This is a genomic window from Burkholderia puraquae, from assembly GCF_002099195.1.
GTDB classification, from domain to species: domain Bacteria; phylum Pseudomonadota; class Gammaproteobacteria; order Burkholderiales; family Burkholderiaceae; genus Burkholderia; species Burkholderia puraquae.
In genome coordinates this window covers 55,291-75,026 of sequence record NZ_NBYX01000025.1, presented here as the reverse complement: position 1 = coordinate 75,026, position 19,736 = coordinate 55,291, and the positions used below count along the sequence as shown (strand labels likewise).

At 66.3% G+C, this 19,736-nt stretch carries 18 protein-coding genes; 14 read left to right on the top strand and 4 right to left on the bottom strand.

The genetic code is table 11. The features are described from left to right. The first annotated feature begins 75 nt into the window (after nucleotides 1–75). The 4 genes from B7G54_RS32305 to dsbD all read left to right on the top strand — a co-directional run bounded on the left by B7G54_RS32305 (nucleotide 76) and on the right by dsbD (nucleotide 3,956). Nucleotides 76–1,053 carry a DNA-directed RNA polymerase subunit alpha gene (locus B7G54_RS32305; RefSeq protein WP_006477176.1) on the top strand — a complete coding sequence of 326 codons (978 nt, stop codon included), beginning with the start codon at nucleotides 76–78 and terminating at the stop codon, nucleotides 1,051–1,053. A gap of 138 nt (nucleotides 1,054–1,191) precedes the next feature. Then, a complete protein-coding gene (rplQ, locus tag B7G54_RS32300; RefSeq protein ID WP_006477175.1) occupies nucleotides 1,192–1,587 on the top strand; it encodes a 50S ribosomal protein L17 in 396 nt (131 codons plus the stop codon). A gap of 202 nt (nucleotides 1,588–1,789) precedes the next feature. Further along, a complete protein-coding gene (cutA, locus tag B7G54_RS32295) occupies nucleotides 1,790–2,116 on the top strand; it encodes a divalent-cation tolerance protein CutA (RefSeq protein ID WP_085042826.1) in 327 nt (108 codons plus the stop codon). After that, nucleotides 2,109–3,956 carry a protein-disulfide reductase DsbD gene (dsbD, locus tag B7G54_RS32290; protein ID WP_085042825.1) on the top strand — a complete coding sequence of 616 codons (1,848 nt, stop codon included), beginning with the start codon at nucleotides 2,109–2,111 and terminating at the stop codon, nucleotides 3,954–3,956. The genes cutA and dsbD overlap by 8 nt, the downstream gene beginning before the upstream one ends. Nucleotides 3,957–4,111: 155 nt before the next feature. Here dsbD and hemB read toward each other — a convergent pair whose 3' ends face one another. After that, entirely contained in the window at nucleotides 4,112–5,110 is a 999-nt protein-coding gene (gene hemB, locus B7G54_RS32285) for a porphobilinogen synthase (RefSeq protein ID WP_021161736.1), read from the bottom strand. 253 nt (nucleotides 5,111–5,363) lie between these two features. Next, nucleotides 5,364–6,023 carry a ribosome biogenesis GTP-binding protein YihA/YsxC gene (yihA, locus tag B7G54_RS32280; protein ID WP_085042824.1) on the bottom strand — a complete coding sequence of 220 codons (660 nt, stop codon included), beginning with the start codon at nucleotides 6,021–6,023 and terminating at the stop codon, nucleotides 5,364–5,366. Between the two features lie 214 nt (nucleotides 6,024–6,237). Here yihA and B7G54_RS32275 point away from each other — a divergent pair, with 214 nt between their 5' ends. The 5 genes from B7G54_RS32275 (at nucleotide 6,238) to msrQ (ending at nucleotide 12,286) form a co-directional block, all read left to right on the top strand. Beyond that, complete coding sequence (locus tag B7G54_RS32275) at nucleotides 6,238–6,891, top strand: c-type cytochrome (RefSeq protein WP_085042823.1); 654 nt, start codon at nucleotides 6,238–6,240, stop codon at nucleotides 6,889–6,891. Nucleotides 6,892–7,013: 122 nt separating this feature from the next. After that, nucleotides 7,014–9,230: a cytochrome c biogenesis protein ResB gene (locus B7G54_RS32270; protein WP_085042822.1), complete on the top strand. Its 2,217-nt coding sequence runs from the start codon at nucleotides 7,014–7,016 to the stop codon at nucleotides 9,228–9,230. A gap of 4 nt (nucleotides 9,231–9,234) precedes the next feature. Beyond that, a complete protein-coding gene (gene ccsB, locus B7G54_RS32265; RefSeq protein WP_085042821.1) occupies nucleotides 9,235–10,425 on the top strand; it encodes a c-type cytochrome biogenesis protein CcsB in 1,191 nt (396 codons plus the stop codon). A gap of 158 nt (nucleotides 10,426–10,583) precedes the next feature. Then, nucleotides 10,584–11,579 carry a protein-methionine-sulfoxide reductase catalytic subunit MsrP gene (gene msrP / locus B7G54_RS32260; RefSeq protein WP_085042820.1) on the top strand — a complete coding sequence of 332 codons (996 nt, stop codon included), beginning with the start codon at nucleotides 10,584–10,586 and terminating at the stop codon, nucleotides 11,577–11,579. 20 nt (nucleotides 11,580–11,599) lie between these two features. Then, a complete protein-coding gene (gene msrQ, locus B7G54_RS32255; RefSeq protein WP_085042819.1) occupies nucleotides 11,600–12,286 on the top strand; it encodes a protein-methionine-sulfoxide reductase heme-binding subunit MsrQ in 687 nt (228 codons plus the stop codon). Nucleotides 12,287–12,360: 74 nt separating this feature from the next. On the opposite strand, the gene lptM is transcribed toward msrQ, so the two are convergent. Then, on the bottom strand, nucleotides 12,361–12,639 hold the full coding sequence (gene lptM, locus B7G54_RS32250; RefSeq protein WP_085042818.1) for an LPS translocon maturation chaperone LptM: 279 nt from the start codon (nucleotides 12,637–12,639) through the stop codon (nucleotides 12,361–12,363). Nucleotides 12,640–12,675: 36 nt separating this feature from the next. Between lptM and cyaY the strand changes: the two genes are divergently transcribed. Then, a complete protein-coding gene (gene cyaY / locus B7G54_RS32245) occupies nucleotides 12,676–13,002 on the top strand; it encodes an iron donor protein CyaY (protein WP_085042817.1) in 327 nt (108 codons plus the stop codon). A gap of 79 nt (nucleotides 13,003–13,081) precedes the next feature. Here cyaY and B7G54_RS32240 read toward each other — a convergent pair whose 3' ends face one another. After that, nucleotides 13,082–15,466: a penicillin-binding protein 1A gene (locus B7G54_RS32240; RefSeq protein WP_106409050.1), complete on the bottom strand. Its 2,385-nt coding sequence runs from the start codon at nucleotides 15,464–15,466 to the stop codon at nucleotides 13,082–13,084. A 226-nt stretch (nucleotides 15,467–15,692) separates the two neighbouring features. Here B7G54_RS32240 and B7G54_RS32235 point away from each other — a divergent pair, with 226 nt between their 5' ends. The 4 genes from B7G54_RS32235 to B7G54_RS32220 are packed head-to-tail and all read left to right on the top strand — an operon-like array spanning nucleotide 15,693 to nucleotide 19,703. Then, nucleotides 15,693–16,619, top strand: coding sequence for a type IV pilus biogenesis protein PilM (locus tag B7G54_RS32235; RefSeq protein ID WP_085042815.1), 927 nt, complete (start codon nucleotides 15,693–15,695; stop codon nucleotides 16,617–16,619). Continuing rightward, entirely contained in the window at nucleotides 16,616–17,224 is a 609-nt protein-coding gene (locus B7G54_RS32230) for a fimbrial protein (protein WP_085042814.1), read from the top strand. The genes B7G54_RS32235 and B7G54_RS32230 overlap by 4 nt, the downstream gene beginning before the upstream one ends. Further along, entirely contained in the window at nucleotides 17,221–18,087 is an 867-nt protein-coding gene (locus tag B7G54_RS32225) for a pilus assembly protein (protein ID WP_085042813.1), read from the top strand. Before B7G54_RS32230 ends, B7G54_RS32225 begins: the two co-directional genes overlap by 4 nt. Continuing rightward, nucleotides 18,084–19,703: a type IV pilus secretin PilQ gene (locus B7G54_RS32220; protein ID WP_085042812.1), complete on the top strand. Its 1,620-nt coding sequence runs from the start codon at nucleotides 18,084–18,086 to the stop codon at nucleotides 19,701–19,703. The genes B7G54_RS32225 and B7G54_RS32220 overlap by 4 nt, the downstream gene beginning before the upstream one ends. Nucleotides 19,704–19,736: the final 33 nt, after the last annotated feature.

The following is a 19,736-nucleotide window of genomic DNA, read 5'->3' as shown; positions in this document are numbered from 1 at the left end:
CGGCTGTTTATTTTCTGGTTGTTACCGGTCAGCCTTATCGGTGTAACGAGCCGAGGGTATTGAAAAGGAAAGCCCATGCAAACCAGTTTGCTGAAACCCAAGATCATCGCCGTGGAATCGCTGGGCGAGAACCACGCGAGGGTGGTCATGGAACCGTTCGAACGCGGTTACGGCCATACCTTGGGCAATGCGCTTCGCCGCGTGCTGCTGTCGTCGATGGTTGGCTACGCGCCGACCGAAGTGACGATCGCGGGCGTGGTGCACGAGTACTCGACGCTGGATGGCGTGCAGGAAGACGTCGTCAACCTGCTGCTGAACCTGAAGGGCGTGGTGTTCAAGCTGCATAACCGTGACGAAGTGACGGTTACGCTGCGCAAGGAAGGTGAAGGTGTTGTCACGGCCGGCGATATCGAGCTGGCTCACGACTGCGAAGTCATCAACCCGAATCACGTGATTGCGCACCTGTCGAAGGGCGGCAAGCTCGACGTTCAGATCAAGATCGAAAAGGGTCGCGGCTATGTGCCCGGCAACGTCCGTCGCTATGGCGAAGACACGGCCAAGATCATCGGCCGCATCGTCCTCGACGCGTCGTTCTCGCCGGTTCGCCGCGTGAGCTACGCTGTCGAAAGCGCACGTGTCGAGCAGCGTACCGACCTCGACAAGCTCGTGATGAACATCGAGACGAGCGGTGTGATCACGCCGGAAGAAGCGATCCGTCAATCGGCCCGCATCCTGGTCGACCAGCTGTCCGTGTTCGCGGCGCTGGAAGGCACGGAAACGGCAGCCGAAGCGCCGTCGCGTGCACCGCAGATCGATCCGATCCTGCTGCGTCCGGTGGACGATCTCGAGCTGACGGTTCGTTCGGCGAACTGCCTGAAGGCCGAGAACATCTACTACATCGGCGACCTGATTCAGCGCACGGAAAACGAGCTGCTGAAGACGCCGAACCTCGGTCGCAAGTCGCTCAACGAGATCAAGGAAGTGCTCGCTTCGCGCGGTCTCACGCTGGGCATGAAGCTCGAGAACTGGCCGCCGGCTGGTCTCGACAAGTAAGCCCAGTTGTAGCTGTAGTTGGCAAAGATGCGGATTTTCCTTTAAAATCCGCATCTTGCTTTTTTTCGTTACCGGCCCGTGCACCCTTCGAGGTGCGATAGAAGAGCTGGATCAAAACTTTGAATCAAGGAAACTGAAATGCGCCATCGTCATGGTCTGCGGAAACTGAACCGCACGAGCAGCCACCGTCTGGCTATGCTCCGTAACATGTCCAACTCGCTGATCGAGCACGAAGTCATCAAGACGACGCTGCCGAAGGCGAAGGAACTCCGTAAAGTCGTCGAGCCGCTGATCACGCTCGGCAAGAAGCCGTCGCTGGCAAACCGTCGCCTGGCGTTCAACCGCCTGCGCGATCGTGACTCGGTGGCGAAGCTGTTCGACGTGCTCGGTCCGCGTTTCGCGAACCGTCCGGGCGGCTACCTGCGCGTGCTGAAGTTCGGCTTCCGCGTGGGCGACAATGCGCCGATGGCACTGGTCGAACTGCTCGATCGTCCGGAAGTCGATGAAACGGAAAACGTGCAAGAAGCCGAGTAAGCTTCCGGTACGCAGCAGGATCTGAAAGGGGCCGAGCAATTGCTTGGCCCTTTTTGTTTTTCTGGTGCCGGCTGCGATCGATTGTCGCAGGGCGGTGCCGGCAGCGTTGCGCAGGCTGCGCTACGATACGGGGCAGCCGGCGCGCTCCCCAGGTGGGCAATCCGCGTCGGCAGGAGCCGATAGACCAGCCAGGAGGGCGCGGATGATTGTGGTGCTGATGCTGACGACGGTGCCCGATGCCGTGACCGCGAAAGCGCTTTCCGACGGCGCGCTCGATGCGCGGCTTGCCGCGTGCGTGTCGGAGCTCGGTGCGATCAAGTCGCGCTATCACTGGCAAGGCAAAGTCGAAACGGCCGACGAGATCCAGTTGCTGTTCAAGACGAGCCCCGTGCGGGCGCTCGAACTGGAGCGATTTATTCTCGCGCATCATCCTTACGAGACGCCCGAAATCGTCTCGTGGCAGACGACGGCATCGGCCGCGTACGGTCAGTGGGTGACCAGCGAAACTCAACGTCTATTTCATGTTTAACGGTATGGCGCTTCCCGTGCGCGTGCGCGCGCTGCGGTTCCTCGCAGTCCTGTTGTCGTTCATGCTCGTGCTGGGCGGCCTGTCGGTCGCGCGCGCGGCCGACGATTTCCTCGATCCGTCGGTTGCGTTCAAGTTCAGTGCGAGCGAATCGCCGGGGCAGGTGGACGTCCGCTTCAAGGTCGCCAACGGCTATTATCTGTACCGCGAGCGGTTCGCGTTCGCGGTGAAGAGCGGGCAGGCGACGCTCGGCGATCCGCAATTCCCGGCCGGCCACGTGAAGTTTGACCAGACGTTCCAGAAGAACGTCGAGACCTACCGTGACGAAGTCGTCGTTCACGTGCCCGTCAAGCAGGCGTCAGGGCCGTTCGAGCTCGTGGTGACGTCGCAGGGGTGCGCGGACGAGGGCATCTGCTATCCGCCGGCCGAGCACGTCGTGAAGGTCGACGGCACTGCGCTGGGCGCCGCGTCGTCGTCCGGCGATACGGCTGCCGCGGGCAGCTGGTTCGACAAGGTCACGAGTGCCGATTTCGCGCAGTCGCTGCTCGAAGGGCACGGTTTCTTCACGATCGTCGCACTGTATTTCGTCGCGGGCGTCGTACTGAGCCTTCTGCCGTGTTCGTACCCGATGATCCCGATCGTGTCGGCGATCATCATCGGCCAGGGCACGCGCGCGACGCATGCGCGCGGCTTCGCGCTGTCGCTGACCTATGTGGTCGGCATGGCGCTGGTCTACACGGTGCTCGGCATCGCCGCGGCGCTGGTCGGCCAGAGTCTCGGCGCGTGGCTGCAGAACCCGTGGGTGCTCGGCGCGTTCGGTGTGCTGCTGACCGCGTTTGCCATCTCGCTGATCTCTGGCAAGGACATCGCGCTGCCCGCGCGCTGGCAGAACGGCGCGGCCGGCGCATCGAGCGCGCGCCAGGGCGGCCATTTTGTCGCGGTCGCGGCGATGGGCGCGCTGTCCGCGCTGGTTGTCGGCGCATGCATGACGGCGCCGCTGTTCGCGGTGCTCGCCTTCATCGCGCACACGGGCAATGCGCTGCTCGGCGGTGCCGCGCTGTTCGCGATGGGGCTGGGGCTTGGCGTGCCGCTGCTGGTCGTCGGCGTCGGTGCCGGGACGGTGCTGCCGCGCGCCGGCGCATGGATGGATGGCGTGAAGGTGTTCTTCGGCATCGTGCTGCTGGCGGCCGCGCTATGGATCGTGTGGCCGGTGCTTGCCGGTGGCCTGAAGATGGTGCTCGCTGCGTTGTGGCTACTCATCGCGGCTGCGGCGCTCGGGCTGTTCACGCCGAATGCCGGCGCCACGTCTATCTGGCGTCGCCTCGGCCGTGGCGTGGGCGCCGCGCTCGCGATCTGGGCGGCAACGCTGCTGGTCGGCCTGGCCGCGGGATCGACCGATCCGGTCAAGCCGCTGGCGGTGCTGGCGGCACGCACGGTTGCGTCAGGCGGCGCTGCAGCGGCAGGTGCGGCCGCTGTGCAGGACGGGCCTGCGTTCGCATCGGTGCGCTCGAGCGGCGAGCTCGACGCGCTGCTGAAGACGTCGGGCCAGCCCGTGATGCTCGACTTCTATGCCGACTGGTGTGTGAGCTGCAAGGAGATGGAGCATCTGACGTTTACCGATGCGCGCGTGCAGGCACGGCTTGCGCAGCTTCACCTCGTGCGCGCGGACGTCACCGCGAACAACCCGGACGACCAGGCGCTGCTGAAGCGCTTCAACCTGTTCGGGCCGCCGGGCATCATTTTCTTCGATCGCAACGGCAACGAGATCGGGCGCGTGGTCGGCTATCAGGCGGCCGAGACGTTCCTGCGCAGCCTCGACCGGGCTGCGGTCCCGACGGTATGACCAAGCCTGTCGGGTATGTGCCGGTGGCGAACCGGCGCGCTTGCGCGGCATGAGCTGACGATCGACAAGGGCAGGCGGCCCCGATCGACGGCAAACAAAAAACGGCGAGACACCGAAGTGTCCCGCCGTTTTTCTTTCCGCCTGCCGGCGGGCAATCAGCGTTGCGCTTTCAGCAGACGCGCGGCGTCGAGTGCGAAGTACGTGAGCACGCCGTCGGCGCCCGCACGCTTGAACGCGAGCAGCGATTCGAGCACGACCTTGTCGTGGTCGAGCCAGCCATTCATCGCGGCGGCCTTCAGCATCGCGTATTCGCCGCTCACCTGGTAAACGTAGGTCGGGAAGCGGAACTCGTCCTTCACGCGGCGCACGATGTCGAGGTACGGCATGCCGGGCTTGACCATCACCATGTCGGCGCCTTCGTCGATGTCCAGGCGCACTTCACGCAGCGCTTCGTCGCTGTTCGCCGGGTCCATCTGGTAGGTCATCTTGTTGCCCTTGCCCAGGTTGGATGCCGAGCCGACCGCGTCGCGGAACGGACCGTAGAACGCCGACGCGAACTTCGCCGAATAGGCCATGATCCGCGTGTGGATGTGGCCGTCGCTCTCCAGCATTTCGCGGATCGCGCCGATGCGGCCGTCCATCATGTCCGACGGCGCGACGATGTCGACGCCGGCTTCCGCCTGCGCACGCGCCTGATCGATCAGGATCTCGATCGTATCGTCGTTGATCACGTAGCCGTTCTCGTCGAGCACGCCGTCCTGGCCGTGGCTCGTGTACGGATCGAGTGCGACGTCGGTCAGCACGCCGAGTTCGGGGAAGCGCTTCTTCAGCTCGCGCACCGCGCGCGGGATCAGGCCTTCCGGATTGGCTGCCTCGCGGCCGTCAGGCGTTTTCACTGACGGCTCGATGGCCGGGAACAGCGACAGCACGGGCACGCCGAGCTCGACGCATTGCTCGGCGACATGCATCAGCAGATCGACGGACACGCGTTCGACGCCGGGCATCGACGGCACCGGCTGCCGTTCGTTGGTGCCCTCGACGACGAACACCGGATAGATCAGATCGTCGGTGGTCAGGCGGTTTTCGCGCATCAGGCGCCGGGAGAAGTCGTCGCGGCGCATCCGGCGCGGACGATGAAGCGGATGGAAGCTCATGGCGATTGGGTAGAAATCAGGGCAGTAAGGACCTTACGGAACCCTTAGGTCATTTTCGGGAGCGTTGGTATATGATAGCGATCGAGCGGCACGCGTCGCGTGCAGCTCCCCGCTTCTCCTCCCTGAGCGGGTGCCTGTCGTTTTTCGATTAGGCTGTTTGACCCGCCGTTCAACGGCGGGTTTTTTTATGAGCCGGCCGAATCCGCAGGCGCCGTCAGGTGCGCGCCGCCGAGCCCGGCCGCGCGCTGCCCGATCATTGTGCTACAGGCTCGCTTTTTTCGTCGGCGGCGGACGGCCGCACCCAGCTCTCGATCAACTCGTGTGCCTCGTCGAGCCCCGTACGCTTCAGCGCCGAGAACAACTGGACCGTCAGTTTGCCCTGGACACCCTGGTCACGATACGCATCGAGCCCCTTTTGCGTGGTCCGCAGCGCGTTGATGCTTTCCTGCCGCGTCAATTTGTCGCACTTCGTCAGCAGCGTGTGGATCGGCTTGCCGGTCGGCACGAACCACTCGATCATGCGGCGGTCGAGGTCGGTCAGCGGACGGCGCGAATCCATCATCAGGATCAGGCCGCAAAGCTGCGAGCGGGTCGCAAGGTAGGACGACAGCAGCATTTCCCAGTGCGCCTTGGCGGCACCGGGCACTTCCGCGTAGCCGTAGCCGGGCAGGTCGACGAGATTCGCGACGGGCTCGGCGGCCGGGCCGACGGAGAAGTAGTTGATATGCTGCGTGCGGCCGGGCGTCTTCGACGCGAAGGCGAGCCGCTTCTGGTTGCACAGCACGTTGATCGCCGTCGACTTGCCGGCATTCGAGCGGCCCGCGAACGCGATTTCCGGCTGGACCGTCGGCGGCAGGTCGCGCAGATGGTTGACGGTCGTGTAGAAGCGGGCTTGATGGAGCAGAAAGGCCATGGGAACCGGAAGGACGGGCGGCGCGAGCCGCTTGGTGGAGGCGGGGTAGCCCCGATAGGCGCCGGAGCTTTCAACACGATATTGTACAATACGGCGGTTTTGCCGAAGGCCACCGGGCGCCTGCCGCGCGCTTTTATGTGGCTTCTGCGGTAGACTGAACGCCGTCGTTTTTTGCAGAACCTCAAATTCCCACAAGACGAAACAGGGTGTGCGAATGAATCGACTGTGCAAGTCTCTGATGGTGCTTCAGGTTGCAGCAGGGTTCGTAGGTTTCGTAGCGGAGGCAAACGCGGCGGATGCGGCAAAGCCGGATCTCGACCGCGGCAAGGCGATTGCCGGGCAGGTCTGCGCGTCGTGTCACGGCGCCGACGGCAATAGCGCGTCGGGCAGTTTCCCGAAGCTTGCCGGCCAGCATCCCGAATATCTGGTCAAGCAGTTGAACGATTTCAAGGCGCAGCCGGGCGCGAAGGGGCCGGTGCGTAACAACGCAGTGATGGTCGGATTCGCGAGCGCGCTGAGCGCGGACGACATGCGCAACGTCGCCGCGTATTACGGATCGCAGACGACGAAGCTTGGTACCGCACGCGATGCGGCGACCGTGCCGATCGGCCAGAAGATCTATCGCGGCGGCATCGCGGAGAAGGGCGTACCCGCCTGCGCGAGCTGCCACGGGCCGACAGGGCAGGGGATTCCGGTCCAGTACCCGCGTCTGTCGGGGCAATGGGCCGATTACACGGTCGCGCAGTTGACCGCGTTCCAGCAGGGTGCCGGCGCGCGCAACAACAACGAGGCGATGCATCAGATTGCCACGCGGCTGTCGGACAACGAGATCAAGGCCGTCGCGGATTACATCGCGGGCCTGCGTTGAGCGATCGTCCGCGAATGGAATAGCCGGTCGCCCGAAGGGCGGCTGGAGTCAGAACAAGAAAAGGGTGGGGCGCCGCACCGTTGCGGCCGCCTTGCCCTTTTTTGTTGTCAGTTGGAGTTTGAATGAGCGTTACCACGTCGGGGTTGCAGTCGAAGTCGGGTCAGGGTGCGTCGAAGCGCGCGGTCGAGCTGCTGAGCTCGATGCGTTTCGCGATTGCGCTGCTGGTGGTGCTGTCGATCGCGAGCATTATCGGCACGGTCCTGACCCAGGACGATCCGTATCCGAACTACGTGAACCAGTTCGGGCCGTTCTGGGCGGACATCTTCCGCTCGCTTGGCCTGTACAACGTGTACAGCGCCTGGTGGTTCATGCTGATCCTGATCTTCCTCGTCGTGTCGATCTCGCTGTGCGTGATCCGCAACGCGCCGAAGATGCTCGCCGACGCGAAGAGCTGGAAGGACAAGGTTCGCGAAGGCAGCCTGCGGGCCTTCCACCACAAGGCCGAGTACACGGCTTCCGGCACGCGCGCGACCGTCGCGGCGACGCTCGCCACGTTCGTCGCCAAGGCCGGCTACAAGCATGTCGTGCGTGAGAACGACGGCGCGACGCTGATCTCCGCGAAGCGCGGCGCGATGACCAAGTGGGGCTACATCTCCGCCCACCTCGCAATCGTCGTGATCTGTATCGGCGGCCTGCTCGACAGCAACCTGCCGATCAAATTCCAGATGTGGATGTTCGGCAAGAGCCCGGTCAACACGAGCGCGACGATCAGCGAGATCTCGCCCGACCATCGCCTGTCCGCGTCGAACCCGACGTTCCGCGGCTACGCGTGGGTGCCCGAGGGCCAGTTCGTGTCGACCGCGATCCTGAACCAGCCGAGCGGCTCGCTGATCCAGGACCTGCCGTTCTCGATCCAGCTCAACAAGTTCATCGTCGACTACTACACGACGGGGATGCCGAAGCTGTTCGCGAGCGACATCGTCGTGATCGATCGCGAGACCGGCCAGAAGATTCCGGCGCGCGTCGAGGTCAACAAGCCGTTCACGTACAAGGGCGTGTCGATCTACCAGTCGAGCTTCCAGGACGGCGGCTCGCAGATGCAGATGACGGCCTACCCGATGACGGGCGGCAACGCGAAGACCTTCCCCGTGCAGGGCACGATCGGCAGTTCGGCGCCGCTGCAGATGCCGGGCGCCGACGGCGACACGGTCGAGTTCTCCGATTTCCGCGCGATCAACGTCGAGAACATGGCCGACGCGAACGGCAAGCCGGACGTGCGCGGGGTGGCGACGACGAGCTCGCTGAAGGAAGTGTTCGACGAACGGCTCGGCTCCGGCGCGAAGACGTCGAAGCCGACGCAGCTCCACAACATCGGCCCGTCCGTGCAGTACAAGATCCGCGGCAAGGACGGGCAGGCGCGCGAATTCAACAACTACATGCTGCCCGTCGACATGAACGGCGTGCGCGTGTTCCTCGCCGGGGTGCGCGCGAGCCCGAACGACCCGTTCCGCTACATGCGGATTCCGGCCGACAGCCAGGATTCGATCGGCGAATGGATGCGCCTGCGCGCAGCGCTCGAGGATCCATCCGTGCGCACCGAAGCCGCCGCGCGCTTCGCGCAGCGTTCGCTGCCGGGCACCGACGCATCGCTGCGCACCCGTCTGCAGGACAGTGCGTCGAAGGTGCTGACCCTTTTTGCGGCGAGCGACGACAGCGTCGGCCGCGGCGCCGATGGCCAACCGATCGGCGGTTTCCAGGCCGTGGCAACGTTCATCGACCGCTCGGTGCCCAAGGCAGAGCAGGAGAAGGCCGCGAGCCTGCTGCTGCGGATGCTCGAAGGTTCGATGTGGGAGGTCTGGCAGATCGCGCGCGAGCGTGCAGGCGAGCCGGCGGCCCAGCAGGGCACCGACACGATCCGCTTCGTGCAGAACGCGATCAATGCGCTATCCGACAGCTTTTTGTATGGATCGCCGGTCTATTTGCAGCTTGACTCATTCAAGCAGGTGCAAGCTTCGGTATTTCAGTTGACGCGCGCACCCGGCAAGAATCTGGTGTATCTTGGCAGCCTGCTGCTGGTCGCCGGCATCTTCTCGATGTTCTACGTGCGCGAGCGGCGCCTCTGGTTCTGGCTGAAGGACGCCGGTTCGGGCGTCGATGTGGTGATGGCAATGTCCACGGCCCGCAAGACCTTCGATTTCGAGAAAGAATTCATGCAGACGCGCGATGCGGCCGGTGCCGCCCTGCACGCCGCACCTCGCGACGCCGCGCCGGCCGGTGCGGCATCGACGGCCCGTCCGCCTGCCGGCGGCGGTTCCGATTCCGAGAATTCCACCCGGTAACATCATGGATCTCACGCAAGTTTCCTCTTCCCATCGGGCGTCGGCCCAGGCTCCGGTTACGGCGCCGCTGTTCGACGATCGTCCGTTCTTCGCGCGCCTGTCGCTGTTCGACTGGCTGTTCGCACTGGCGCTCGTGGTGGGCGCAGGCTATGCGTTCGTGCACTACAACGCGCACATGGATTACTACGACAAGGCGGTGATGATCGGCACCGTGCCGGCGCTCATCGCGCTCGGCTGGCGCTGGAAACCCGCGCGGCTGATGATGGCGTCGATTGCCGTGCTGGCGCTGCTGTCGATCCAGATCTACCAGGGCGATCTTGCGCGCGCCGATTCGGCGTTCTTCCTCAAGTACTTCCTGTCGAGCCAGTCGGCGATCCTGTGGATGAGCGCGCTGTTCGTGCTCGCGACAATCTTCTACTGGATCGGCTTGCTCGCGCGCTCGGACTCGGGCTCCGCGATCGGCCAGAAGCTCACGTGGGTTGCCGTGCTGATGGGCTTCACGGGGCTGATGGTGCGCTGGTACGAGTCCTACCTGATCGGTGCGGACGTCGGGCATATCCCCGTTTCGAACCTGTATGAAGTGTTCGTGCTGTTCAGCCTGATCACCGCGCTGCTCTATCTGTATTACGAGGGGCACTACGGCACGCGTTCGCTCGGCGCGTTCGTGCTGCTGGTGATCAGTGCGGCGGTGGGCTTCCTGATGTGGTACTCGGTCGCGCGCGACGCTCAGCAGATCCAGCCGCTCGTGCCGGCGCTGCAGAGCTGGTGGATGAAGATCCACGTGCCGGCGAACTTCATTGGCTACGGCAGCTTCGCGCTGTCGGCGATGGTGTCGGTCGCGTACCTGATGAAGCAGCGCGGCGTGCTTGCCGATCGCCTGCCGACGCTCGAGGTGCTCGACGACGTGATGTACAAGTCGATCGCGGTCGGTTTCGCGTTTTTCACGATCGCGACGATCCTTGGCGCGCTTTGGGCGGCCGAGGCATGGGGCGGCTACTGGAGCTGGGACCCGAAGGAAACCTGGGCACTGATCGTGTGGCTCAACTACGCGGCGTGGCTGCACATGCGCCTGATGAAGGGCCTGCGCGGCACGGTGGCCGCATGGTGGGCGCTCACGGGCCTGCTCGTGACGACCTTCGCGTTCCTCGGCGTCAATATGTTCCTGTCCGGGCTGCACAGCTACGGCAAGCTGTAAGATTTCCGCTGTTCGTCCGACTATGAGACCGCCGGTGCACTGCGTGCCCGGCGGTTTTCTTTTGTAACGGGCGGGCGGCCCGGGCGTCGAACGGCGCACGACGGGTCGGGTCGAACGCTCATGAAGCTGCGCGCGGCGCATGCAGGAGGAGCAGCACGATGTGGATCAAAAGCCCTTTGCGGAACGTACTGACCGGCGGCGATATTGCGCCCGGCGAAATCACGCCGCGTGCGGTCTTCGAGAATCGGCGGCGCGTATTGCAAGCGGCCGGCCTCGCGGCGGCGGGCGGGCTGCTCGGTGCCAGCGGCGCGGCATTTGCCGCCTATGCGTCGCCGGATGCGCGGGCCGCGAAGCTCGCGGCGAAGACGAATCCGAAGTTCGTCGCGGCCGACAAGGTGACGCCGTTCAAGGACATCACGTCCTACAACAACTTCTACGAATTCGGCACCGACAAGAGTGACCCCGCGCAGAACGCCGGCACGTTGCGGCCGCGTCCGTGGCGCGTGAGCGTCGAGGGTGAGGTGCTGCATCCGAAGGTGTTCGATCTCGACGAACTGCTGAAGCTCGCGCCGCTCGAGGAGCGCGTGTACCGGTTGCGCTGCGTCGAGGGATGGTCGATGGTGATCCCGTGGATCGGCGTGCCGCTGTCCGAGCTGATCAAGCGCGTGCAGCCGACCGGCAACGCGAAATACGTGCAGTTCGTCACGCTGGCCGATCCGTCGCAGATGCCCGGCCTCTCGACACCTGTACTCGACTGGCCGTACTCGGAAGGGCTGCGGATGGACGAGGCGATGAATCCGCTGACGCTGCTGACGATGGGCGTCTACGGGCAGGTGCTGCCGAACCAGAACGGCGCGCCGGTGCGTATCGTCGTGCCGTGGAAGTACGGCTTCAAGAGCGCGAAGTCGCTCGTGAAGATCCGCTTCGTCGACAAGCAGCCGCAGACGAGCTGGAACACGTACGCATCGAACGAGTACGGTTTTTATTCGAACGTGAACCCGAACGTCGATCATCCGCGCTGGAGCCAGGCGACCGAGCGGCGCATCGGCGAGGACGGCTTTTTCACGCCGAAACGCAAGACGCTGATGTTCAACGGCTACGGCGATCTGGTCGCGTCGATGTATCACGGCATGGACCTGAAGAAGAATTTCTGAGGGCAACGGTGAGAAACGACATGCCCCCTTCGACGCTGACGGCCGCGCCCACAGCCGGCGCCGGCCCGGCTGCACGTGCCGCGCGGGCCGGTGCGGTCCGTTCCGCCGCACCGCGCTGGCTCGTGCCGGCCAAGGTGCTGGTTTTCGCGGCCGGCCTTTATCCGCTCGCGCGCCTCGTGCTGTTCGGGCTGACCGACCGGCTCGGCGCGAATCCGATCGAGTTCATCACGCGCTCGACGGGCCTCTGGACGCTCGTGATGCTGTGCGTCACGCTCGCCGTCACGCCGCTGCGCCGCATGACGGGGTTCGCCACGCTGCTACGCTTTCGCCGGATGATCGGACTGTTCGCGTTCTTTTACGCGACGCTGCACTTCACGACTTACTTGTGGTTCGACAAGTGGTTCGACGTCGTCGCGATCCTGAAGGACGTGGGCAAGCGCCCGTTCATCACGGTCGGTTTCGCCGCGTTCGTGCTGCTGATTCCGCTCGCGGCAACGTCGCCGCGCGCGATGGTGCGCCGGCTCGGCCGCCACTGGGCGCGGCTGCATAGCGCGATCTACGCGATCGCGCTGTTCGGCGTGCTGCACTTCTGGTGGATGAGGGCCGGCAAGCATGATCTCGCGCAGCCGAAGCTTTATGCGGCGATCATCGCCGCATTGCTCGGCTGGCGGCTGGCTGCGTGGGGGTGGCGGCGTGTGCGCGCGTGACGGCGCAGCCTGAAAAAAAGGCGATGACCGGGCAGTCATCGCCTTGTTTCGTGAGCCGTGCAGGCGGCGCGTCGTTATTTCGCGACGGCCGGGCCCGACGCCGGTGCGGGCATGGTCGATACCCCGCTCGACAATTCGGGCGACAGCGTGAGCGGCGTGCCGGACGAATCGGGCACACTGTCGGACGACGCGTTTTCATCGGTCGGCTTCACGTCCGACGGCGGCGTGTCCTGCTGCTGGAGTGGCTTGGGCATCGGAGGCACGGTGGGCAGATAGAGCGCGCCGCTTTGACCGCAGCCGGCAAGAATCGCCAAAGCCGCTACAATCGCGCTCATCCGGAAAACGACTCGCATGATCGTCCCTGAACAATTGAACCGATAGAGTTTAGCATGTCCGATACCGAATACCTGACCCGTGCCGAGGCCGTGCTGGCGGCCGTCGAGCGTACCGTCGACGACGCCAACGACGGCGATCACGACATCGATCTGGAGCGCAACGGCAGCGTCCTGACGCTGACGTTCGAGAACGGCTCGAAGATCATCGTCAATCTGCAGCCGCCGATGAAGGAGGTGTGGATCGCCGCGAAGGCGGGCGGTTTCCACTACCGTTTCATCGACGGCGAATGGCGCGATACGCGCACGGGCACCGAGTTTTTCTCGGCGCTCACCGAATACGCGACGCGGCAGGCCGGCCTGCCGATCACGTTCAGCGCGTGACGATCGGGGCTCGGCCCCGACGCGTGACCCAAAGAAAAAGCGCCCCGCTGGGGCGCTTTTTTCATGTCCGGGCCGGTGATCAGTGCGCGAACAGGTTCATGATGTCCTGCTTTTCCTGCTCGTCGACGTGCGGCACGGTTGCGTCGACGTTCTGCGCGGCCGGTGCCTGCGGGACGCCGACCGTCGACACGAAGCCGTGACCCGGCGCGAACTCGGTGAAGTACAGCTCGCCGCCGAGCGATTCGACGCCGTCCGGCACCGTCGGCTTGAACTCGGGCACGCCCTTGAGCGCGGCGCCCATGTAGTCGATCCAGACCGGCAGCGACAGGCCGCCGCCCGTTTCGCGATCGCCGAGGCTGCGCGGATTGTCGTAGCCGATCCACGCGATCGCGGCGAGCGTGTGCTGGTAGCCGGCGAACCACGCGTCGTGCGAATCGTTCGTCGTGCCGGTCTTGCCCGCGAGGTCGGTGCGCTTCAGCACGTTGGTGCGTGCGCCCGTGCCGCGCTGCGCGACGCTCTGCAGCAAGCTGTTCATCACGTACGCGTTGCGTGCGTCGATCGCGCGCGGCGCGTTCTGCTCGGCGACGAGCGGCTGCGCGCGCGCGACGATCGCGCCGTTCGGATCGGTGACTTCGGCGATCAGGTACGGATTGACGCGGTAGCCGCCGTTCGCGAATACCGAGTACGCGCCCGCCATCTGCAGCGGCGTGACCTGGCCCGCGCCGAGTGCCATCGGCAGGTAGGCCGGATGGCGTTCGGCATCGAAGCCGAAGCGCGTGATGTACTGCTGCGCGTACTTCGTGCCGATGTGGTTCAGGATCCGGATCGACACGAGGTTGCGCGAACGCTGCAGCGCAGTGCGCATCGACATCGGGCCTTCGAAGCCGCCGCCGTAGTTCTTCGGCTCCCACGGCTGGCCGCCCGTTTCGGCCGCGCTGAAATACAGCGGGCCGTCGTTGATCACGGTTGCCGGCCCGAGGCCCTTGTCGAGCGACGCCGAATAGATGAACGGCTTGAACGACGAACCCGGCTGCCGCCACGCCTGCGTGACGTGGTTGAACTTGTTCTTGTTGTAGTCGAAGCCGCCGACGAGCGAGCGGATCGCACCGTCCTGCGGGACGATCGACAGGAACGCTCCCTCAACCTGCGGCAACTGCGTGATCGACCATTTGCCGGCGTCGTTCTTCACGACGCGGACGATCGCGCCCGGGCGGATGCGGCGATTCGGCTGCGCATTGGCCGACAGCGCGCCTGACGCGAAGCGCAGGTTGTCGCCTTCGATCGTCGCATTGCTGCCGTCGATGAACGCAACCGTGATCTGGCGCGGGCTGGCGGCCGTGACGACCGCGGCGATCAGCTCGCCGTTGTCGGGGTGCTCGAGCAGTGCATCGTCGATCGCCTGTTCGCGGTCGTCGGCGCCGGCCGGCAGCTCGATGAAGCCTTCCGGCCCCCGATAGCCGTGCCGGCGTTCGTAATCCATGATGCCCCTGCGCAGCGCGGTGTACGCGACCTGCTGATCCGCGGAGTCGAGCGTCGTGACGACGTTGAAGCCGCGCGTGTAGGTTTCCTCACGGTACTGCGCGTACATCATTTGTCGGACCATTTCCGCGACGTACTCGGCATGCACGCTGAAATCGCGGCCCGGACCCTTGACGACGAGCGGCTGTGCAACGGCCTCGTCGTACTGCTCGCGCGAGATGAAGTTCAGCTCGAGCATCCGCTGCAGGATGTATTCCTGGCGCACCTTCGCACGCTTCGGGTTCACGACCGGGTTGTACGCGGACGGCGCCTTCGGCAGCCCGGCGAGCATCGCGGCTTCGGCCAGCGTGATGTCCTTCAGGTCCTTGCCGAAGTAGACCCGTGCGGCGCTCGCGAAGCCGTACGCGCGCTGGCCGAGATAGATCTGATTCATGTAGACCTCGAGAATCTGATCCTTCGTCAGCGCACGCTCGATCCGGTACGCGAGCAGCATCTCGTAGATCTTGCGCGTGTAGGTCTTCTCGCTCGACAGGAAGAAGTTGCGCGCGACCTGCATCGTGATCGTGCTCGCACCCTGCGACGCATGGCCGTTCGTCAGCGCGACGAAGCCGGCGCGGACGATGCCGGTGAGGTCGACACCGCCGTGATCGTAGAAGCGTGCGTCCTCGATCGCGAGGATCGCCTTCTTCAGCGAGTCGGGCACGTCCTTGAAATGGACGACGTCGCGGCGCTCTTCGCCGAATTCGCCGATCAGCACGTGATCGGACGTATAGATGCGCAGCGGCACCTTCGGGCGATAGTCGGTCAGCGCGTCGAGCGACGGCATGTTCGGCCACGCGACGACGAGCGCGTAGCCGAGCACGAGGCCGCCGGCCACGACGAGAGCCACGCACATCGTGGCGAATCCGAGCAGGACTTTTTGCCACCAGGGCCGCTTCTTCGGCTCCGGGGCAGGAGGCGGGGACGTAGGAGTCGTGGATTGCATAGGCATACCGGAAAACAGTCCCGCGATTATAGCTGCCCGGTAAGACCGGTCCTGACGCGGGGGGCGCCCGCCGCGAAGTCGCGGGCTGGCGTACTTCCAGCATAGCCCGCGCGCGGCCGTCGCGAGCGGGTGCTGGCCGTTAGGCCGACTGTCGGTCACCCGCGCCGCTTTGCAGAATCAGGTCTCGGAAGCGCGGCGTGGGCCGCGACGATCTCGGGAGGTTGGGATGGCGGGACGATGGGGAGCGCGGTTTGCGCAGGGCGGGCACCGGTCGACAGGAATCGACGTTGGTGCGGACGAGGTGAGGGTGGTCGTGCTGAGCCGGCGCGGCCGGGGCGCGGAGGTGTGCGTCGAGGGGCTCGAGCGGGAGCCGGTCGGGTTGGCGGGCGGGCCGGAGGATGCGCGCTGGGCGGCGGTTGCGCGTGCGCTGGCCGCAGCCGTGTCGAGGCTGTCGGCGGCCGACGTTCGGAGTGACGCGCGCGGCGTAATGGCGTTGCGCGATGACGAGGTGCGCACCGCGATGCTCGATCTGGCCGGACGGGTCGACATCGAGGACGCCGCGCGGCAGGCGGCCGAACGCATCTCGGGGTTGGCGCCGGACAGTCTCGCATTCGACTGGCGGCAGGATGGCGGCGCGGGGGCGGGCGAGATCGAGGTTGCCGTGGCCCCGCTGGCGCTGCTCGAACGGCGGATCGACGTGGCTGCACAGGCCGGCGTCGACCTGACGGTGGTCGACGGCGAGTCGGCCGCGGCGCTGCGCGCGTTGCGCTATGCCGCGCAATTCGAACCCGCCGCGCAGGCGGGCTCCTGCGCGGCGCTCTGGTTCCATGACGCGGGCGTGCACGGCTGGCGAATCGACGGCCCGTTGGCCGTACCGGTGCTGACGCTGTCCGGCGCCGTGCCCGGAGCGTTTTCCGATGCATTGCGCCAGCGCGCGCTCGGGGCCGTGTGCTGCGTACTCGTGGCCGGGGACGAGCGGTGTATCGCTCGCTTCGATACGTCCGTCGCCGATCTCGGCGACGTGCTCGGCGCGGTTGCGGTGTCGTTCGACTGCACGGGCTGGAGCGGGCAACCGTGTCCGCCCGCCGGCATGCCGGGCGGCCCGGCATGGGCCGTCGCATTCGGGCTGGCATTGCGCGGGGTGTGGGAATGACGGCCTGTCGCGTGGAGCCGGGCGGCTTCAACCTGATGCCGTACCGCGAGCGGCTGGCGCAGGCGTTGCGACGTCGTCGGGCCGTACAGTGCGGTACGGCGATACTGTTCGGCGTGCTTGGCGCCGGCCTGTGGACGGGCGCCGCCTCCGGGGCGCGGTGGCGCGTGGATGCCGAGCGCGCAGGCGTGGAGGCGCGGTTGCGGCAGTTGCAGCCGCAGGTGGGAGCCGCGACGCGCACCGCCAAGGCAGCGACCGTCGCCGCGCAGCGCGACGCGCAGGCGGCCGCGCTTGCCGTGCCTTACCGGCACGTCGCGGGGCTGCTGGCCACCATGGCGCAGGTGCGTGACGGTACCGTCCGGCTCGACGCGCTGCGTACGACGTCGGCCGGTGCCGTGCTCGATGCGCGCGCCGCGAGCTACCGGGCGGCCGCGCGATGGCTCGCGGGGATGGCGCGCGAGCAGCGTGGCTGGCGGATCGATATCGATGCGTTGAAGCCTGCTTCGGATGCTCCGGTCACGACGGGCGGGATGCCGTTCCGGTTCTCGGTCCAGCTGCGCTGGCACGACGCGATGCCGTCCCGGAAGGCATCGGGAGGTGGCGCATGACGGCGCTCGCGCATCGGCCCGCTTTGCGCGGCGACGGATGGTTGGGCGGCATGCGGCGCGTGTCGCCGGCTGCTGCACACATCGCAGGCTGTGTGCTCGCGTTCGCGGCCGTGCTGGTGGGCGGCATTCATCTGGCGAATGCCGCCGACTGGAGCGGGCTCGCGCACAGCCGCGCGTTACTGGCAGCGGCGCAGATGCGTGAGGCCGACGCGCAGCGTGTGCTGGCCGCCGCTGCACGGCAGCGCGACGTGCAGCCGGCGGCGGCACACGGCGGTCGCTCGTCGCGTGCGCCGGAATGGGCCGCATTGATGCTGGAACTGGCCGATCGCGCCGCGTCGAGCGGGCTGCGCGGTGTATCGATCGAACCGCTGCGCGCCGATGGTGCGGCGCCGGACGGCCGGCGAACTGTGCGCATCGTCGCGGACGGCGATTTTCGCGCGTTGCTGCAGATGGTCGGCGGGCTGGCGCGTTTCCCGGTGCTGGCGGTACCGACCGCGCTGCGTGTCGAACGGGAAAAGGAGGCTGCGCGCGTGGAAATGTCTGTCGACGTGTTTCCGGGGTTGCCGGCGGTAACGTCCACGGGCGTGGAGACGCCGGTTCTGGCCGACGAGCCCGGCGCCGATCCGTTCGGCGAAGCCGGCTCGTCTGAAGCGGAGGGGGCGACTGCCCGACTGGCCGGCACGATTCGCGCCGGGCGCGCCGGTCTCGCGCTGTTCGACGACGGTGGCGGTGCGTTCACGGCCGTGGCGCCCGGCGAAGCCCTCGGGGCCGCGCGGGTGGTGCGAGTCGATTCCGTCGCCGTGACGCTCGCCACGGCGGACGGCGCGTACCGAGTCACGCTGGACGACGGGAGGCGGCCATGACGAAGCATGGATGTCGGGCACTCGCCGTCTGGGCCGGATTGACCGCGGCGGGCGCAAGCGCCTCGTTGCCGCCGCTGCCGGCCGTCTGGCCTGCCGCGTCGATGGATACGCAGGTGCCGGGCCTGCCGTTGCCGCAAGGCACGGTGGACGGTGCGGACAACACCGCATCGACGGAGGCCGGCCCGCCGCCGTTCGGCCAGGCGGCTCGCGCGGCGCTTCAGGTAGAGGCCACCACCCCGGCACCGGGGCTGGAGGGGCCGCCGATCCCGTTGGCGCCGCCGACCCGGATGGGCGACGCCGCAGCGCGGCAACCGGGCGATGCTGACGACGCGCGGCGGATCTCGCTGAATCTGCAGGGCGCGGGGCTCGCGGCCGCGTTCGACGCATTCGCGCGGTTCACCGGACTCAATATCGTGGTCGGCGAGCAAGTGCGCGGCACCGTCACGTTACGTCTGAACAATGTCCGCTGGCGGGATGCCTTCGACACGCTGCTCGACACGCACGGGCTCGCGATGTCCCGGCGGGGCAACGTGATATGGGTTACGCCGGCGTCCGAGCTGGCCGCGCGCGAACGCGAGCGCTTCGAAATGCACGCGCGGGCCGCCGATCTGGAGCCGCTTGCGAGCCGGACGTTCGCGCTGCATTACTCGCGCGCACAGGACGTGCAACGGCTGCTGGCCGGCGCGACCGGTCAGCGCCTGCTGTCGAAGCGCGGCGCCGCGGCGGCCGATCCGCGCACGAACCTGCTGTTCGTCACCGATCTCGCGCCGCGTCTCGACCAGATCGCGAGCCTGATCGATGCGATCGACCGGCCGTCGCGGCAGGTCCGGATCGAGGCCCGCATCGTCGAAGGCGAGCAGGGTTTTTCGCGTAATCTCGGTGCACGCGTTGCACTTCGGGCACAGGAGCGGCCACCGTCGGGCGAGAGCGCCACGTTCACGGCCGGCGCGCGCAACGCGCTCGACCTTGCTGCGCGGCCGCTCGGCGGCTTCGAAGCGGCGACCGCCGGCTTCACGCTGTTCGCCGCACCGCTCAGCCGTGTGCTCGACGTCGAACTGAGCGCGCTCGAGGCGCAGGGGCGGGGCCAGATCGTTTCGAGTCCGCGCGTGGTGACCGCCGATCGCGTCAAGGCCATCGTCGAACAGGGTTCGGAGCTGCCGTACCAGGCGAAGGTCGGCAACGGCGTGAGCGGCGTGCAGTTCCGCCGGGCGACGCTCAAGCTCGAGGTCGAGCCGCAGATCACGCCGGACGGGCGCGTGGTGCTCGACCTCGACGTGACGAAGGACAGCATCGGCGAGCCGACGGCGGCCGGCCCGGCGATCCATACGAAGCACGTACAGACACGCGTCGAGGTCGAGAACGGCGGGACGGTCGCGATCGGCGGGATCTATGAGCAACTGAAGCGGAACGATGTGACGCGCGTGCCGCTCTTGGGCAAAATACCAATTCTGGGCGCGCTTTTCCGGCACCGCGCGCAACGCGACCAGCGCAGCGAACTGGTCGTATTCATCACGCCGACCGTCGTCGATGCACGCTGCACGGGCAGCGCGGATGCCAAAAAAACGGGGCCGGAAGCCGCCGGCGCAGGCTCGACAAGGCAGCCGCTTTGCCAGTAAGCTGCGCCACACACCAGCAAGATTGAAGCAGAG

Bases quoted from the DNA above. Each gene is read 5' to 3' on its own strand.
- msrP (WP_085042820.1), top strand. From the start codon at position 10,584: ATGTGGATCAAAAGCCCTTTGCGGAACGTACTGACCGGCGGCGATATT.
- B7G54_RS32270 (WP_085042822.1), top strand. From the start codon at position 7,014: ATGAGCGTTACCACGTCGGGGTTGCAGTCGAAGTCGGGTCAGGGTGCG.
- yihA (WP_085042824.1), bottom strand. From the start codon at position 6,023: ATGGCCTTTCTGCTCCATCAAGCCCGCTTCTACACGACCGTCAACCAT.
- dsbD (WP_085042825.1), top strand. From the start codon at position 2,109: ATGTTTAACGGTATGGCGCTTCCCGTGCGCGTGCGCGCGCTGCGGTTC.
- B7G54_RS32225 (WP_085042813.1), top strand. From the start codon at position 17,221: ATGACGGCGCTCGCGCATCGGCCCGCTTTGCGCGGCGACGGATGGTTG.
- B7G54_RS32230 (WP_085042814.1), top strand. From the start codon at position 16,616: ATGACGGCCTGTCGCGTGGAGCCGGGCGGCTTCAACCTGATGCCGTAC.
- ccsB (WP_085042821.1), top strand. From the start codon at position 9,235: ATGGATCTCACGCAAGTTTCCTCTTCCCATCGGGCGTCGGCCCAGGCT.
- B7G54_RS32305 (WP_006477176.1), top strand. From the start codon at position 76: ATGCAAACCAGTTTGCTGAAACCCAAGATCATCGCCGTGGAATCGCTG.
- B7G54_RS32240 (WP_106409050.1), bottom strand. From the start codon at position 15,466: ATGCAATCCACGACTCCTACGTCCCCGCCTCCTGCCCCGGAGCCGAAG.
- B7G54_RS32220 (WP_085042812.1), top strand. From the start codon at position 18,084: ATGACGAAGCATGGATGTCGGGCACTCGCCGTCTGGGCCGGATTGACC.
- msrQ (WP_085042819.1), top strand. From the start codon at position 11,600: ATGCCCCCTTCGACGCTGACGGCCGCGCCCACAGCCGGCGCCGGCCCG.
- hemB (WP_021161736.1), bottom strand. From the start codon at position 5,110: ATGAGCTTCCATCCGCTTCATCGTCCGCGCCGGATGCGCCGCGACGAC.
- B7G54_RS32275 (WP_085042823.1), top strand. From the start codon at position 6,238: ATGAATCGACTGTGCAAGTCTCTGATGGTGCTTCAGGTTGCAGCAGGG.
- cutA (WP_085042826.1), top strand. From the start codon at position 1,790: ATGATTGTGGTGCTGATGCTGACGACGGTGCCCGATGCCGTGACCGCG.
- lptM (WP_085042818.1), bottom strand. From the start codon at position 12,639: ATGCGAGTCGTTTTCCGGATGAGCGCGATTGTAGCGGCTTTGGCGATT.
- B7G54_RS32235 (WP_085042815.1), top strand. From the start codon at position 15,693: ATGGCGGGACGATGGGGAGCGCGGTTTGCGCAGGGCGGGCACCGGTCG.
- cyaY (WP_085042817.1), top strand. From the start codon at position 12,676: ATGTCCGATACCGAATACCTGACCCGTGCCGAGGCCGTGCTGGCGGCC.
- rplQ (WP_006477175.1), top strand. From the start codon at position 1,192: ATGCGCCATCGTCATGGTCTGCGGAAACTGAACCGCACGAGCAGCCAC.